Source organism: Marinococcus halophilus, from assembly GCF_900166605.1.
In the GTDB taxonomy this organism is placed as follows: domain Bacteria; phylum Bacillota; class Bacilli; order Bacillales; family Marinococcaceae; genus Marinococcus; species Marinococcus halophilus.
Genome location: NZ_FVZD01000006.1, coordinates 1,036,861 through 1,051,703, shown reverse-complemented (window position 1 = coordinate 1,051,703; position 14,843 = coordinate 1,036,861). Strand labels below are relative to the sequence as shown.

General features: G+C 46.6%; 20 protein-coding genes and 1 tRNA gene. 6 read left to right on the top strand and 15 right to left on the bottom strand.

Features of this window, described 5'->3' with window-relative positions:
- Window positions 1-64 precede the first annotated feature (64 nt).
- Entirely contained in the window at window positions 65-550 is a 486-nt protein-coding gene (locus B5066_RS11420) for an SRPBCC family protein (protein WP_079476042.1), read from the bottom strand.
- Window positions 551-699: 149 nt separating this feature from the next.
- Between B5066_RS11420 and B5066_RS11415 the strand changes: the two genes are divergently transcribed.
- Window positions 700-1,137: an OsmC family protein gene (locus B5066_RS11415; protein WP_079476041.1), complete on the top strand. Its 438-nt coding sequence runs from the start codon at window positions 700-702 to the stop codon at window positions 1,135-1,137.
- 92 nt (window positions 1,138-1,229) lie between these two features.
- Here B5066_RS11415 and B5066_RS11410 read toward each other — a convergent pair whose 3' ends face one another.
- From B5066_RS11410 to B5066_RS11400, 3 genes are all read right to left on the bottom strand, one after another.
- Complete coding sequence (locus tag B5066_RS11410) at window positions 1,230-2,423, bottom strand: cation:proton antiporter (protein ID WP_233133200.1); 1,194 nt, start codon at window positions 2,421-2,423, stop codon at window positions 1,230-1,232.
- A 116-nt stretch (window positions 2,424-2,539) separates the two neighbouring features.
- Window positions 2,540-3,205: a potassium channel family protein gene (locus B5066_RS11405; protein ID WP_079476040.1), complete on the bottom strand. Its 666-nt coding sequence runs from the start codon at window positions 3,203-3,205 to the stop codon at window positions 2,540-2,542.
- A gap of 91 nt (window positions 3,206-3,296) precedes the next feature.
- Window positions 3,297-3,848, bottom strand: a complete 552-nt coding sequence (locus B5066_RS11400) for a peroxiredoxin (RefSeq protein WP_079476039.1) — start codon at window positions 3,846-3,848, stop codon at window positions 3,297-3,299.
- Between the two features lie 196 nt (window positions 3,849-4,044).
- On the opposite strand from B5066_RS11400, the gene B5066_RS11395 reads away from it, so the two are divergent.
- Complete coding sequence (locus B5066_RS11395; protein WP_079476038.1) at window positions 4,045-4,875, top strand: mechanosensitive ion channel family protein; 831 nt, start codon at window positions 4,045-4,047, stop codon at window positions 4,873-4,875.
- Between the two features lie 55 nt (window positions 4,876-4,930).
- Here B5066_RS11395 and B5066_RS11390 read toward each other — a convergent pair whose 3' ends face one another.
- The 3 genes from B5066_RS11390 to dapD all read right to left on the bottom strand — a co-directional run bounded on the left by B5066_RS11390 (window position 4,931) and on the right by dapD (window position 8,070).
- Entirely contained in the window at window positions 4,931-6,049 is a 1,119-nt protein-coding gene (locus B5066_RS11390) for an N-acetyldiaminopimelate deacetylase (protein ID WP_079476037.1), read from the bottom strand.
- Entirely contained in the window at window positions 6,049-7,260 is a 1,212-nt protein-coding gene (locus B5066_RS11385; protein ID WP_079476036.1) for an aspartate aminotransferase family protein, read from the bottom strand. Before B5066_RS11385 ends, B5066_RS11390 begins: the two co-directional genes overlap by 1 nt.
- Before the next feature lie 96 nt (window positions 7,261-7,356).
- Entirely contained in the window at window positions 7,357-8,070 is a 714-nt protein-coding gene (gene dapD / locus B5066_RS11380) for a 2,3,4,5-tetrahydropyridine-2,6-dicarboxylate N-acetyltransferase (RefSeq protein WP_079476035.1), read from the bottom strand.
- 149 nt (window positions 8,071-8,219) lie between these two features.
- Between dapD and rraA the strand changes: the two genes are divergently transcribed.
- Window positions 8,220-8,693, top strand: a complete 474-nt coding sequence (gene rraA / locus B5066_RS11375) for a ribonuclease E activity regulator RraA (protein WP_079476034.1) — start codon at window positions 8,220-8,222, stop codon at window positions 8,691-8,693.
- Here rraA and B5066_RS11370 read toward each other — a convergent pair.
- The 3 genes from B5066_RS11370 to B5066_RS11360 all read right to left on the bottom strand — a co-directional run bounded on the left by B5066_RS11370 (window position 8,690) and on the right by B5066_RS11360 (window position 11,655).
- The gene (locus B5066_RS11370) at window positions 8,690-9,868 is read right to left on the bottom strand and encodes an MFS transporter (RefSeq protein WP_079476033.1); all 1,179 of its coding nucleotides are present in this window, start codon (window positions 9,866-9,868) and stop codon (window positions 8,690-8,692) included. The two genes, rraA and B5066_RS11370, sit on opposite strands and share 4 nt — an antisense overlap.
- A gap of 186 nt (window positions 9,869-10,054) precedes the next feature.
- The gene (locus tag B5066_RS11365) at window positions 10,055-10,450 is read right to left on the bottom strand and encodes an HPr family phosphocarrier protein (RefSeq protein ID WP_158219047.1); all 396 of its coding nucleotides are present in this window, start codon (window positions 10,448-10,450) and stop codon (window positions 10,055-10,057) included.
- Between the two features lie 92 nt (window positions 10,451-10,542).
- Window positions 10,543-11,655, bottom strand: a complete 1,113-nt coding sequence (locus B5066_RS11360; protein WP_158219046.1) for a mechanosensitive ion channel family protein — start codon at window positions 11,653-11,655, stop codon at window positions 10,543-10,545.
- Between the two features lie 165 nt (window positions 11,656-11,820).
- On the opposite strand from B5066_RS11360, the gene B5066_RS11355 reads away from it, so the two are divergent.
- Window positions 11,821-12,084 (top strand): hypothetical protein, encoded by a 264-nt coding sequence (locus tag B5066_RS11355; protein WP_079476030.1) that lies wholly within the window; start codon window positions 11,821-11,823, stop codon window positions 12,082-12,084.
- A gap of 10 nt (window positions 12,085-12,094) precedes the next feature.
- On the opposite strand, the gene B5066_RS11350 is transcribed toward B5066_RS11355, so the two are convergent.
- Window positions 12,095-12,568 (bottom strand): GNAT family N-acetyltransferase, encoded by a 474-nt coding sequence (locus tag B5066_RS11350; RefSeq protein WP_079476029.1) that lies wholly within the window; start codon window positions 12,566-12,568, stop codon window positions 12,095-12,097.
- 97 nt (window positions 12,569-12,665) lie between these two features.
- Between B5066_RS11350 and B5066_RS11345 the strand changes: the two genes are divergently transcribed.
- Together B5066_RS11345 and B5066_RS11340 are read left to right on the top strand one after the other, a co-directional pair.
- A tRNA-Val gene (locus B5066_RS11345) sits at window positions 12,666-12,741 on the top strand.
- Between the two features lie 240 nt (window positions 12,742-12,981).
- A complete protein-coding gene (locus B5066_RS11340; protein ID WP_079476028.1) occupies window positions 12,982-13,290 on the top strand; it encodes a hypothetical protein in 309 nt (102 codons plus the stop codon).
- A 38-nt stretch (window positions 13,291-13,328) separates the two neighbouring features.
- Here B5066_RS11340 and B5066_RS11335 read toward each other — a convergent pair whose 3' ends face one another.
- From B5066_RS11335 to B5066_RS11320, 4 genes are all read right to left on the bottom strand, one after another.
- On the bottom strand, window positions 13,329-13,550 hold the full coding sequence (locus B5066_RS11335; protein WP_079476027.1) for a hypothetical protein: 222 nt from the start codon (window positions 13,548-13,550) through the stop codon (window positions 13,329-13,331).
- Between the two features lie 113 nt (window positions 13,551-13,663).
- Complete coding sequence (locus B5066_RS11330; RefSeq protein WP_079476026.1) at window positions 13,664-14,062, bottom strand: DUF3942 family protein; 399 nt, start codon at window positions 14,060-14,062, stop codon at window positions 13,664-13,666.
- 137 nt (window positions 14,063-14,199) lie between these two features.
- Window positions 14,200-14,421 carry a hypothetical protein gene (locus B5066_RS11325; RefSeq protein ID WP_143745428.1) on the bottom strand — a complete coding sequence of 74 codons (222 nt, stop codon included), beginning with the start codon at window positions 14,419-14,421 and terminating at the stop codon, window positions 14,200-14,202.
- Between the two features lie 87 nt (window positions 14,422-14,508).
- Window positions 14,509-14,736 (bottom strand): hypothetical protein, encoded by a 228-nt coding sequence (locus B5066_RS11320; RefSeq protein ID WP_079476024.1) that lies wholly within the window; start codon window positions 14,734-14,736, stop codon window positions 14,509-14,511.
- Between the last annotated feature and the right edge of the window lie 107 nt (window positions 14,737-14,843).

Here is a 14,843-nt window from a genome sequence, read left to right as displayed (position 1 = left end):
ATCATCCTATACTTCTTCCAGTTTATGAGATTATGGTTCTCACGCCTTTTATAATATCATACGCTTACGAAGGTGTAAGTTGTTTCGATAATAAGGAAAACATTTCATGCCAATATTTTTCCGTCTGCCGTCTTTGCTCTCTTAAATGTTCTTCTACTGTTTTTGGATGCAGCTGCTCATGATGAAGAAAAACTACGTCCTGGGTAACAATCACTTGGCTTCCATTCAAAATAGAGTTGATTTCCACCTTGATTTTCTCATCCTGTCCGCCTGTTTCTTTTCGAACGAGTGTTTTTTCAATTCGTTCCGGCGGATCGATTTTTAAGTATTCTCCGTAAGCCCGGTACGTCTCCTCCTGGCTTTCGTTCACAACGCTCCATGCACCGCCCTCTGTGACATTGGCCTCTGCTTCAGATTCCCGGCTTTCTCCTGAGGGGAACATCCAAGTTTTCATCAGTTCGGGGTTAGTCCAAGCTTCGTATACCTGTGCGGGCTCTGCATGATGAATGTGGCATCCTGCCTGAGCAATGATTCTGCTGTATTTTGCCATAATCGATTTCTCCTTTACGCTTTGCTTTTCAAACTCATTCCCTAAATGAAAGCTGAAAAAACACGAACTCCATATTTTCAGGCTGTTCCTGTTTATTATAATAGGGGCGCGGGTATATCCCAGTAGTTCTAATCAAAGGAGTGAAAAATATGGCCAACATGGAATTTAACGTAGAAGGAAAGGCAAAAAACTTTCAAACAGATCTTTCTACGGGTACTCACAAAATCACGATCGATGAACCTGAAAATCTTGGTGGACACAATCAGGGTATGGATCCTCTGTCCGCCCTGCTCTCCTCTCTTGCCGGCTGCGAAAATGCAGTAGCCAATTTTGTGGCAAAGGAAATGAATTTTGACCTGCAGGGTATTTCGTTTCAGGTAAGTGGAAATATCGATTCGGAAGGCATGATGGGAAACCCCGATGTGCGCCCGTATTTTCAGACCGTTTCAGTAAAAGCAAAGGTGGAGACATCTGAAAGCGAAGAACGCATCCAGGAACTTCAGGAAAAAGTGGATGCCCGGTGTCCCGTATTTACTACTCTTAACGCCGCCGGTGTGGAAATGAACGCGGATTGGAGCAAAGCTTAACAGCGGAAGATAAAACACGCCCGGCGAATGTCTCCGGACGTGTTTTTAATTATACATATTCATTCTTTGTTGATTAGCTAAGCCGCAGATTCTTAGGAGGAAAACTTTTTCGCCAGCGGATAGACGCCGAGACTTTGAATGACAAGGGAAAGCAGGATAGCAGCAAATGTCAGGGACACGACTAAATTTGCACTGCTGCTTGACTGGGTTTCAATACTTAACAGCAGGGCCACAGACACGGTCCCCTTCAGTCCTGACCAGGTCATCATAAACACCGACGACCATTGAAACCGTTCTTTAATATGGGGAGAAAATTTTAGAAAACCTCCCAATACAATAAAGCGGACGATCAACGAAATAATAAATACTCCAATTGCCAGCAGCCAGTGCCCAAATGCAAGGTAGCCTGCTGATTGAATGCCGATCAACAAAAAGAGCAGCGATAATACAACCGGCTCTACCACTTTCCAAAAGCCGTCCAAATAAGAATGAAGCTCTTCTTCTTGTGCAGACTGCTGAAAAGCCCGGGAAAGCATAATGCCTGCCGAAACTGTCGCCAGTACTCCGGAGGCCCCCAATCCTTCCGCAATGTAAAAACCGCCGTAGGCAAGAACGATACTGAGTATTACCTGGTACACATGGTTGTGCATGACATGGACTGCCTTAGTGACCATCCATCCCCCTGCCACACCAACGGCCACACCGCCAAGCGAAACAAGCAGAAATTCACCTAGAAACGAAAATAAAGAAAAGGGTTCGTTGTATAAAAACATGGAGGAAGCAATGCTGAATAGCACTACACTTGTACCGTCATTGATCATCGATTCCCCTTCCACAACTTTCGGAATATCCGAGTCTCCGAAAACATTTTCGAGAATAGCTGTAACGGACACCGGGTCGGTCGGTGTGAGTATGGAAGCAATCAAAAATGCCGCCACAAATGAAAGTCCGGCGGCCGGAGCCCCTACGAAATATATGAGCACTGCCATTAAAAACACCGTAGCCATAAGTCCGAGCGTTCCTAATGTGGCAATCGGCCAGAAATTTTTCTTTAATGAACGAATGGAAAAACTGTAGGCTGGCACAAACAGGAGCGCTGGCAGCAGCAGATCAAAGATGATGTCATGATTCAGGCCCAGCCTGTTGAAAACAGGAATAAATGAAAGCCCTAGGCCAATAAACAAAAGCACCATCGGGACCGGGAAATAGTTGCTTTTAACATCAAAGATATAAACGATCAGCCCGAGAGCTAACAGTATAACAAGCAGCGATGCGTACAACAGCAACCAGCACACCTCCTATTTATAAATATATGTGTCCAACATCCTTATTTACCCTTATCTGGCAGCTTAAAACTAAAAAGCCCTTCCGTATTTACATTACGGAAGGGGGCGAGTCTTATTTAATTGTCATCGATCCATCGGGCTTCCAGCCTTGCAATATCACCATCCGCGCCGACGATAATCAGAATATCTCCTTCACTGATATCCACCTCGGGGCGTGGCGACACATGAACGTCCTCCCCGCGTTTAATGGCAAGTACGTTACATTCATACGTTTCACGTATATCTAAATCAAGAAGTGATTTGCCATCAAGCAGCTGTCCGGCTTCAAGCTCCACGATGCTGTAATCTTCGGAAAGCTCCAGGTAATCGAGGACACTTTTAGACACGATGCTGTGTGCCACCCGGACACCGATATCCCGCTCCGGATGAATAACTTCATGGGCACCAATCCGCCGCAGTACTTTTTCGTGGTAGTCATTCTGGGCTTTTACCGTAATATGCTTGACGCCGATTTCATCAAGCACAATAGTAGTCATAATGCTTGCCTGAATATTGTCGCCGATAGCTACAATGACGTTATCAAAATTACGAATTCCAAGACCCCTCAGCGCCTTTTCATCCATACCGTCCGCAATGACTGCCTGGGTGACAACCTGGGCGAATTCATTGACCCGGTACTCATTGGAATCAATAGCAAGCACATCCATTCCTTCATCTGCCAGGGCGTTACATATACTGCCCCCGAATCGGCCAAGACCAATGACTGCAAACTGTTTCTTCATCCCGTTCTCCCCTATTCTTCTCAAGTCCCTCAGCTGCCCCGGCGGCCCTACGGAGCCAGACTGTGTTCAACATACCTGTCTGCCCAAATCCTCAGGGATTGAGCGTGTCCTGTCCCGGCTTCCAGTTTGCCGGGCACATGCCTCCCATCTGCAGGGCCTGCAGTACACGCAGTACTTCATCCACGTCACGTCCGACATCATTGTGGTGAACCATTGAGTACTGCAGTTCCCCGTACGGGTTAATAATATACAATCCCCGCAGCGCCACTCCTTCTTCTTCAATCAACACGCCGTAGTCCCGGCTTACCCGGTGGTTTGTATCAGCTGCAAGCGGAAACTTCAGCTGTTCAAGTCCATTGTTTTCCCGCGCCATGTTAATCCAGGCTTTATGTGAATGGATCGTATCCGTCGAAACGCCGATAATTTCTGTATCGAGTTCTTCAAACTCCTCGTAATGGTCACTCATCGTCGTGATTTCTGTTGGGCAGATGTGAGTGAAATCCATCGGGTAGAAAAAAAGCACCGTCCATTTATCTTCTTTCATTAATTGTTCAAGACTCACTGTGCCAAACGAGGTGTCCGGCATCACAGCATTCATCTCAAAGCGTGGAGCCTGCTTTGCAACCATACGCTTTTCACTCATGCATTCCACTCCTTTAATAGTACGCTCCTGCATTCTATTCTTCATTATATGGACCGCTAATTTCAAAGTCAACGGCATGCTCCAAACCTCGTTTTATGGCAGTTTAATTCATTACTATTGCATATTTTTTGGCTGGACCAGTTATGTTATACTAATCGGGTTAAAATGGAAACTACAGGCGGAGGAGTGGTAGGACATGAATATGGAATCATTTAATGACGGAGTTTTCTGGGCAGCTGCCATTATTTTAATTGTGCAGTTAGTCGGTGTGCTTATCGGCTATATTATCGTACGGGCCATCGGGAGCAAAATTATTCACCGCGCCTTTAACCGCATGGAAAAGCAGCGGAATATGCATCCGGGCAGGGTCAAGACCCTTTCAAGGCTCGCTATCAGCATCTTTACTTACATTTTATTGTTTATAGTAATCACTATTACTTTAGGGCTGTTTGATCTTGATATTGCTCCGCTGATCGCAAGTGCCGGGATCGTTGGCCTTGCGATCGGCTTCGGGGCCCAGGGCCTTGTGAGCGACGTAGTTACCGGCTTTTTTATTTTACTCGAAAAGCAGATTGACGTCGAGGATTACATCGCTATCGCAGGTATAGATGGGATCGTCGAAGAAGTCGGCCTGCGCACAACTCAGGTTCGCAGTTTCGATGGCACGCTTCACTTTGTTCCGAACCGGGAGATCAGCGTTGTCAGCAACTATTCACGAGGTAACATGCAGGCAATTGTTGATATTGGCATTGCTTATGAAGAAAATGTAGATAAAGCAATCGCTGTTATCCAGGGAGCCTGCAACCGCGTCGCAGAAGAACAGGGGGCTTTTAAAGAAGGTCCTGATGTTGTGGGAGTAAACGCCCTTGGCTCTTCCGAAGTAACCATCCGAATTATCGCTAAAACAGAGAATATGATGCAGTGGGCCATGCAGCGGGAGTTATTGAAAGCGTGCAAAGAAGAACTCGACGCCCATAATATCGAAATTCCGTATCCTCACCAGGTGAACGTCAGCAAAGAAGCATAGCACAAGAAAAAGACGGCGGGGCTCAGAGCCTCCGCCGTCTTTTTTTGTAAAGAGATTACCGGCTGTGTAAAAAATCAGTGAAAAACTGTACCGCTGTGTCCATCGCTTTTTCGGAAGGGCTGATCCGGTTGTCATGCAGGCCGTACGGTGTGTCTACTCCGAGCCACACCATCGTGCCTGGAATCTCCTCGAGGAAGTAGCCAAAGTCCTCTCCGGTCATTGCTTCCCGGCTTTCTACAGAATTTACCTGGCCATGGCTCTCTGCAGCCGCCGTCAGTTCGGCTGTTTTTATTTCATCATTATACACCTGGCAGTAATTCGCTCCCCAATCCACCCCTGTTTCACAATGGAAGGAGGCTTCGATTCCTTTCAGCATGCCGCTGATTCGTTCTTTAATCAGCTTCATGTTATCCATCGAAAATGTCCGGATCGTCCCTTCCACCCGGGCGGATTCCGCAATAATGTTCTGCTTGGTGCCTGCTTCAATGGTCCCGACCGTGACGACGGCCGAATCAAGCGGATCAATATTTCTGGCTACGATCGACTGAAGCTGTGTCACAAAGTGACTTGCCGCCACCACCATGTCCTCTGTCTGATGGGGACGTGCCGCATGGCCGCCTTTGCCGCGGATGTCAATAAATAATTCCGAAGTGTTAGCAAACAGCACCCCCGGCTTCGTCGCAACCGTGCCCACCGGGTGCTCCGGGGCAATATGGAGCGCATAAATTTCATCCGGCTTCCATGCCTTAAATTCCTCTGACCTGAGCATCGGTTCTGCACCACCGGGCCCTTCCTCTGCCGGCTGAAACAGTATCACCACGTTTTGGACTGGCTGGTGCTCCGTAAGGTTTTGTAATATCCCGAGCGCGATGGTCATATGCATGTCGTGCCCGCAGGCGTGCATCATTCCTTCATGCTCGGACGGAAAATCCAGACCCGATTGTTCTGTCACCGGAAGACCGTCCATATCTGTACGGTAGCCGACGGTTTTTTCCGGATTTGAGCCTTCGATACGGACGAGGATCCCAGTCTGCCAGGTTTTATACGTAAGGTGCTCCTGCGGCAGAGTACGAATCGCTTCGAGCAGGTACTGCTGCGTTTTAAATTCTTTAAATCCCGGCTCCGGAATGCGGTGCAGGTCACGGCGTACCCTGGTTAAATCGAGGGTGGTCATTACTGCAGACTCCTTTCTTTTAAGGCATTCATTTCTTCAGCGAGAGTTTCAATGAAGGCGTCCACTTCAGCGTGCTCGAGGGTTAAAGGCGGCAGAAGGCGGATAATCCGCTGCTGGGTAATATTAAACATGAACCCTTTCGCGAGCAGCTTTTCCTGCAGAGCTTTTACAAAAACTGCGTCAGCATCCAGCACCACTCCAATCATCATGCCGAGGCCCCGGATTTCCTGCACAAACCCTTCGCTTTCCTTCTTCCAGTCTTCCAGGCGCTGCCATAAATATTCAGCCCGTTCACGCCCTTGTTCCAATTCTTTTTGATCATACAGGACGTCGAGTACGGCATTGCCCATCGCGGCGCTGAGCGGTGAAGGCCCAAAGGTCGTCCCGTGATCGCCGGGGTGGAAAACTTCCTGCACGTGCTCTCCAGCAATCAGGCCCCCAAGTGGAAGGCCGCCGCCGATGCCTTTAGCAAACAAAATGACGTCCGGCGTAATATCTGCCCGTTCATAAGCGAAAAATGTGCCAGTACGGCCGATGCCGGTCTGTATTTCATCCACGATAAACAGCACATTGTATTTTTCACAAAGGGCTTTTGCTTTCTCCATAAAAGAAGGAGAAACCGGCTGAATGCCGCCTGATCCTAAAATTGGTTCGAATAAAAACGCTGCCGGCTGCTTCGTCCTGAGCACTTCTTCGAGCGCTTCCAGGTTTTCTGCCTCTACTTCATACACGGGATAATCCGCCGCCGGGAAATCCTGATAAATCCCGGGTTGGCGTGTCAGCTGGATAACACCCAGCGTCCGGCCATGAAAGCTTTTTTCCAGAACGGCAATGCCTTTTTTGGGCGTTTCCTGGCTGCTCCCCCACTTATGAACAAGCTTGACCGCTGCTTCAGTAGCTTCCGCCCCGGAGTTTGCAAAAAACACTTTTCCCGGAATACTGAGCTCAATCAGCCGTTCCGCCAGGCGCACCGCCGGTTTGTTAATAAACATATTGGAAATATGCAGAAACTGGTCTGCCTGCTCCTTCAGCTTTTTGAGCAGATAGGGATGGGAGTGGCCGACAATATTAACGGCCAGGCCGGTAAATAGGTCGAGATATTTGTTTTGTTCGCTGTCGTATAAATAGTTGCCTTCTCCTTTTTCTACGACAATCGGAAGACGCTGGTACGTAGACATTATATAGTGCTGGTCTTTTTCAAGCCAGTTCATGCTGTTTGCCCCTTTCGCATAAATGAAAAAGAAAGGCCCCTTTTGGAACCCGTCCCAAAAGGCAGCCTTTCACCGTTACATTACATTGTTGCATTGTTATTTTAAGCGGCGCAGTTCCTGTTTAATTTCTGTTTTTCCTTTTGTCTGATCATCAATTTCTTTGATGACACGTGCAGGAGTACCGGCAACAACCGTGTTTGCCGGCACGTCTTCTGTTACTACGGCACCGGCCGCTACGACTGCACCTTCTCCGACAGTAACTCCTTCAAGGATGACGCAGTTGGCACCAACCACTACACCGTCTTCGACAACGACCGGCTGCGCGGATGGCGGCTCGATGACCCCGGCAAGAACGGACCCTGCACCGATATGGCAGTTGTTACCCACGGTGGCACGGCCGCCCATGACAACGTTCATATCAATCATTGTGCCTTCTCCAACAACTGAACCGATATTGATGCTTGCGCCCATCATGATAACCGCGCCTTTACCGATTTCCACCTGGTCGCGGATGATCGCACCCGGCTCAATGCGTGCTTCGATGTCTTTCAAATCAAGCATCGGGATTGCGCTGTTTCTGCGGTCATTTTCTACAACAAAATCTTCAATTTTGTCTGCATTCGCTTCGATGCCTTCTTTAATATCTTCCCATTCACCGAACAATACGCCGGTGTTGCCTGTAATAAACCGCTTCGTTTCATTTCCAAATCCGATAGCGTCCAATTCACCGGTAATATGTACTTTAACCGGGGTGGATTTTTTACTATCTGAAATAAACTGAATAATTTCATTTGCGTCCATTTGATTCATGTTTTACATCCTCCTTCAAATTTCTCTTTCCTAGATTATCATATCGCCCTTTGAAAGCAAAATGATAGTTCCATCTTTTTTCTGTTCTCCTGCTATTTTCTTTCGTTTGGGAAAGCCTTACAATGAAATTAATAAAAGGAGGCATACATATGGGTAGAACAGCTGATATCTGTGATGAATATGGAAACGAGGTTTTTGTCGCCAACGAGCCGTTTTTATCACACGGACCGGCACGTTCCTTTGAAGGACCAATAGAAACTGTACGGGTATTTGAAGATAACGTACTTGTCGAACAGGCGCTTGGCGATATTCCAGCCGGCAGCATTCTTGTCGTTGACGGAGGCGGTTCCTCCCGGCGCGCCCTGCTCGGGGACAACCTGGCAGAAATCGCTGTCAATCGCGGGCTCGCAGGCATTATCGTGAACGGCGCCATCCGCGACAGTGACGAGCTGCGCGAAATGGATGTCCGTGTGTTCTCCCGCTTTACCAACCCGCGAAAGTCCGTCAAGGAAGGACGCGGCGAGCGTTCTATTCCAGTCGACTTTGCCGACGTCACCTGGACGCCCGGAGACTACGTCTATGCCGACAGCGACGGCATTGTGCTTCTTCCTGCCAAAAGCTAGCCTGCTTCCGCTGGCATCAGACGACGCACGCTTGTAAGTGTGACTATTAACAGGAGCAGACCGCCGGCAATGACACCTATCCAGCCGGCTGCGGGCCATAGTAGTCCAAAATAAATACTGCTCAGGCTTCCGCCCAGATAATAAGACGTCAAATAAAGTCCCGAGGCACTCGCCCGGGCTTTTTTGGCGTTTTTTGTCACCCAGGAGCTCGACGTGGAATGAGCAAAGAAAAAACCAAAACTCAGTACAGCAAGCGATGCAATAACCACCCAAAGCTGCGGTACAAGCGACAGCAGCAGACCGCCGGCCATAATTAGAATGCCGGTCTGCATACAGTCCGTCTGTTTAAAGCGCTGCGTCAACTCTCCGGCAAGACTTGAACTGAACGTGCCTGCCCCGTATGTTAGAAACAACAGTCCAAGGACCGCTGTACTAACGAAAAAAGGATCTCCGTCCAACCGGTACGTGATAAAGTTAAATGTGCCAATAAACACGAAAAAATTCAGTCCGCCGATAATATAAGCCAGCCGTTGGACCGGATCTCTAAGATGAAACAGGGCGTTTTTCCATGTATCGCTCCACTCCAGCGGCTTCGGTTTGAAATTTTTCGAAGCAGGAAGCAGCAGAATGACGAGCACGGCGAGCAGCACACTTGCCCCAGCCATAAAAAAATAAGCTGTCCGCCAGTCGAACCAATCAGCAAGCACGCCGCTCATTACTCTTCCCCCCATGCCGCCAAGACTGTTCGCGCTCACATAAAAGCCCATCGCTACTGTCATGGCCCTCGGGGTAAATTCCTCCCCGATATAGGACATCGCCGCAATAGGAATGCCGGCCAGCCCGACTGCCTGTATCATCCGCAACAGCAAAAGCAGCCAAAACGACCCCGCAAACGGAATAAGAAGCGTTGCTATCGTTCCCCAGATCATTGCATACACGATGATTTTCCTTCTTCCCTTAGCATCAGATATTGCACTGATAAAAAAGAAGCTTATCCCAAGCATCAGCAGCGACAGTGAAACCACAAAGCTTGCTGTTGCTTCGCTAACGTTGAATTCTCCTGTAAATAATGGAAGCAGCGGCTGCGGATAATACATATTGGCAAAGATGAGCAGAGAGGCAAGCCCAAGAGCAATGGATGCCCGCCAAAATGTTCCGGTATGCCGGTCAATCATAATGCCTTCCTCCTTTCGTCACATTCGATATTACTGCTTGTATCATACAACCAGTACATGGAAATTATTCCTTTTCTACTTTACCCTATTTGGCCTGTTATACGCTTTTATTGTCCAGGGGATTAGCAAGCGGCTTCTAATACAGCTGAAGACCCGGCCGCCTTCTTCCGGCACCGGGTCTTCCTATTAACTGCGTGTCGTTTTAAGATACGAACGCGCGATATTTCGCACATTAGGATTCCAATGAGTCATGCAGCCAGCCATCGCACGTTCTACATGCTCTGCTGCTTCGTCTTCCCAATAGCCATTATTATTCTCGTACTCCGCTGCTTCTCCGAGATATCCGGCTGCCACCGCGGCAACCGCATCTTTTTCTTCTCCGTAAACCTTGAGCTCCACTTTATCCCCAAGTCTAATGCTTGTAAACAAAGACATCATGCCGAGTACGCTTTTTCCATTGGCGGAAGTTCTTCGTTTTTCGAAAAATACATCTGCTTTAAATGTTTCCAATTCATGCACAAATGACAATACTTGACTGGCATTCAGCCCTCTGGTTAATACGAATGTTTCCACTCGTTCCATCGAATGCATCGGCTCCTTTTTACGTACAAATTCCTTCTGACAAACATTATTATTATAACATGTACGTTCTATTTGCCAACCATGTATCCAGCTTAATTATTGTCGGACATGTGATAATTTTCTTCAGGGGTTTTTTCAATATAAATAGACTGCGTTGGATAGGCAAATTGAACGCCTTCCTCCTGAAGGATACGAATAATTTCAAGATTCAACTCTTCTTTGATTTCCGCCCACTCCAGGAACGCGGTCGTTTTGGTAAAGCAGTAAACCCACAGGTCGAGCGAGGAGCTGTTAAATTCTTTAAATTGTACAAGAATCAGTTCTTTATCAATGTCATCACGGCTGTTCAGCATCTCCTCGAGGCGTTCCCGCAGCTGCAGCACCTGCTCCCGCGGGGTCTGGTATTCAATGCCAAGCGTCATATTAATTTCGCGCTTGCGCATTTCACTCCAGTTCGTAATCGCCTCGTGCGCAAGCGTGTTGTTTGGCACAATAACAATCGAGTCAGCAAATGTACGTACCTTCGTACTCCGGAATGAAATGTCTTCTACAATCCCCTCTACCGTCGGGGTATAGATCCAGTCTCCACGTTTAAACGGACGCTCCACCACAATGATAATGCCGCCGATGAAGTTTGCCACCATGTCCTGGGCAGCTAGAGCGAAGGCGAGTCCACCAAGGCCGAGCCCGGCAACAAACCCGTTAATATTAAAGCCCCAGGAGGAAAGAATAATGGTGAACGCGAGCGCTACGATAATAATCCGGATCACCCGTGATAGAAATGGCACCAGCATATTATCTTCTTTGCCTTCGAGCCGTTTAATCATTGGATTGAAAAGCATCGAAGACGTATTCAGCAGCTTGTATGTCCCCCAGGCTACGAGCACAATTAAAATAGAGCCGTACAGGCGATTGATAATCGTCATCGAATCCCACGGTATTGGCAGGTACAACAGCGCTAAGTATATACCGACTACGGCGAAAAACATACGAATCGGGCGTTCAAATGACACTAAAATATTAGTGAACAGCTGCGATCTTGATTGATGGGTCATCCTTAAAATAAAACGAAAAATGTATGTCGTAAATAGTTTCCGAAAAGCAAACACGAGAAGCGCAATAAGAACAGCTACTCCTATATCAATCCAGGGCAGCTCCACAATACGTGTCTGCCATTCCATCCAAAAATCTGCATATGCCTGCATGAACATCCCTCCACCTTTATCCCATTCTCTCTATCTCGGTGCCGTCATTACCAGCTTTCTGCCGGCTGTCTCTGTTCGTGTGATGCAGATATCTTTTAAACCCAAGGTATGGTAGCATATAAACCGGAAAAAGACATCAACACAAAGAAAGGTTCAGATAGTCGCATGAATTTACTTATTTTACTGCTAATTGGATTCGCTGTAAATACGCTTGTGTACCAATTTGCGCGGTTAATGCAGAAAGTTACCGACCGCAGCCTGCCGCTTCTCGGAATTACATACATCACTTTTTTCGGGGCACTGTCTCTTGGTATTTTTAATCAAGGACCGCTCGGCTTTATTCTTTCCAATCTCAGCTTGGGCATGCTTGCCTTCTGCTTATTTCTATTCCTTCAGCAGCGGAGAGAAAAACAGCAAAAAGGAAAATAATTTACTTTTTTCATTTTAATGGAAGTGAATAGATATACTGTACGCCCATTGGTCCCATCAAACGCCGGCCTGTATCTTTGAACCCCGCTTTTACATAGACATATTGGGCAGATTCATTTCGGATATTGACTCCGAGGACAATTTCGTTCAATTCCGGGAACCATTTGCCGGCAAAGGCAGGCAGACTGCAAAGGGCATCTCCGGCGTACCCTTTCCCCTGTTCTTCCACACGAATTGAGAATTTTTTTAATAAACCCGCCCGGCTGTTGGCTGAGTAGTTAGGAAACCTGTTTTCAGTTTCCAGCTGGAAAAATCCTACCGGGTATGTGTTGTGGACAATTAAAATTCCGGTCTCCGCCGGTCCCAGCTGTGTAACTGCCTGCAGCGGCAGGCGTGTATACTGCGCCTGTGCTTCCGGCAAATAATAGGATTCCAGCGAGGGCCGGTAAGCTTCATTGTACGGAAGAAGTCGAATGTTCTTCATTGAAACCCTGCTTTCCATGTATAATTTAACTGAGGAAGGATTGACATTGCTCTTTTCCTATTGTATATTATTTCTGTCGCTTCGTTCTATACTAATTGTTCCGTTAGCTCAGTAGGGAGAGCGCCACCTTGACAGGGTGGAGGTCACTGGTTCGAGCCCAGTACGGGACACCATCATATATAATAAACCTCAGCAGGAGCCGCAGGCTTCTGCTTTTTTATTGTTATTGGGGAGCCCCCTTCTTAATTTTAAGCTGCATTTTCTCGTATCTCCTCTCCTAACCCATATTCCCTACAGCAATAAAAAACTGTATGTTGATGTATATTCATCCTTCAACCCTTTAGCATTCTCTACTTTTATTAATTCTTTTCAGGGTATATTATGGTAAATAACTACTGAAAGGAGGGTTATCCATGAGTTCATCAGTAGACAGCTCGAATTTCATTGAGGTTTACTTTGAGCCTTCTGCCATTCCACTTTTTGACTTAAATGGATTCCAAAGCGAAGGGACGTTCGAGGAGCATTCAAGCTACGTTAAAGCTGTAGTATCAGCCGATAACTGCGGTATTGAAGAAGCTGGCGTTTATTTTTATCAAGAAAAAGCCGGGAGAGGCTCTGGCGGCAGCCGGACCGTCTTTATCCCCATGCGGTTTATTCTCACCGTAGTGGAGCATTCCGAATCCCGGGGGCCTATCGGTTACACGGACCCAAATACTCTTTAGCGCAGCTCAAAGGCAGAAAGCTTCACGCTTCTGCCTTTTTACCGCAGAACGTATATATGTCTTCCGAGCTGTATGATCTCTTCATTCTCGGGAAAATAGACCCGCTCAAACGTCGGATGAAAACCGCTGTTCTGCATGGAGTGTATATCAGCTACCCATCCCCCTTCCCCCGGCCATACAAGGCAATGCAGCATGTGTCCTTCACTACAAATAATTACCTGCACCTGGCGAATATGCCGCTCGATATAAACAACCCCCATGGCGTATACCCCCTTAATGACAATATACCCATTAAGGAAAAATCAGAACTTATTTCTTTCAGAATTAGTTAATAATTTTCCTAAATAAAAAAGCGCCGCGTCGGGCGCTTTTTCTAAAGTCCGAGTATGTCACCGAATGTATTCTTAAGATGATTCCGGACGATATCCATATCAAATTCTTTATCTTCTTCCCTGCTGTACATTCTACCTTCCTGCACATATATAACATCCAGCTCATTGCTGCTGTCGTCTGTCCCCTGCGTAACCTGAATGTAATAATTGCCGTCCTCTGTAATCGTTTCAAAAATCACTTCACGGTTATCAATGGTCATATAGCTGCGGTGCTTAGAACCGTAGCTGCTGAACGAATCGTTTTTCACTTCACCAATTTCTTTGTTCAAATTATTAAAGTATTTGGCAATTTCCCAGTTTACTTCGTTCATAATGTTTGCATCTTTATCTTCTTCTAAATATTCTTTTGCTTTAGCTACGAACTCATCTTCGAAACTCATTGCCATCACCCTCTTCTCTAAAGTAATTCTCTATTCTTCAGGTTACAAGGCTCCTGTTTTCGTAACAGGAAAATTATGTACAGATATTCTATTAAAAAAGAGATAATGTTAACTGTTCATAAAACAGTTAACATAAATTATTTCACCTCTACTACATACACCCCGGCGTCAACATATCGGATAAGCATTAACTGCCCATTACCCACCATCGAATCAATAGTTTTTAAAGCAAAAGAGCTGTCAATGCTGTTTTTATCTTTTAATATGGCGGCGACATCTTTATTAGTAAGCGGCTTTTCATTGTCCTGGATAATACTTTTAATTGTTTTTGCCCCTCTGGTCTGTAATATAATGTTCACCCCTTTGTTTATCATTAATAGTCTATTTCCGTAAAGTCTCCAGGGTAATCATCAAATTATTACATTTTTGATTCCAGGGGAATCAAACTACTGATCGCTCTCATGCAGATGTTTTTCTTTTTCCTGTTTAAGCTGTAATTTTCCACGGCGCACAGCTTCCATTACGATTAAACAGAGGACTCCGGCCAGGATATGAATGAGCGCCCATATATAGCTTTGCAGCACGAGAGTGACGATAACCCCAAGGCCGATATTCCATATACCGATGATAAGCCAGAATAGAATAAAATAACTGTTTATCGTTTTTCGTTTCATGTCTGACACCCTTTAACGTTTTTCTACAAATTACCATATTTATGTTCAAAAGTCACTTTCCAGATTTTTGACAGCGCTATCATGACTGACACACATCCATCATGTTA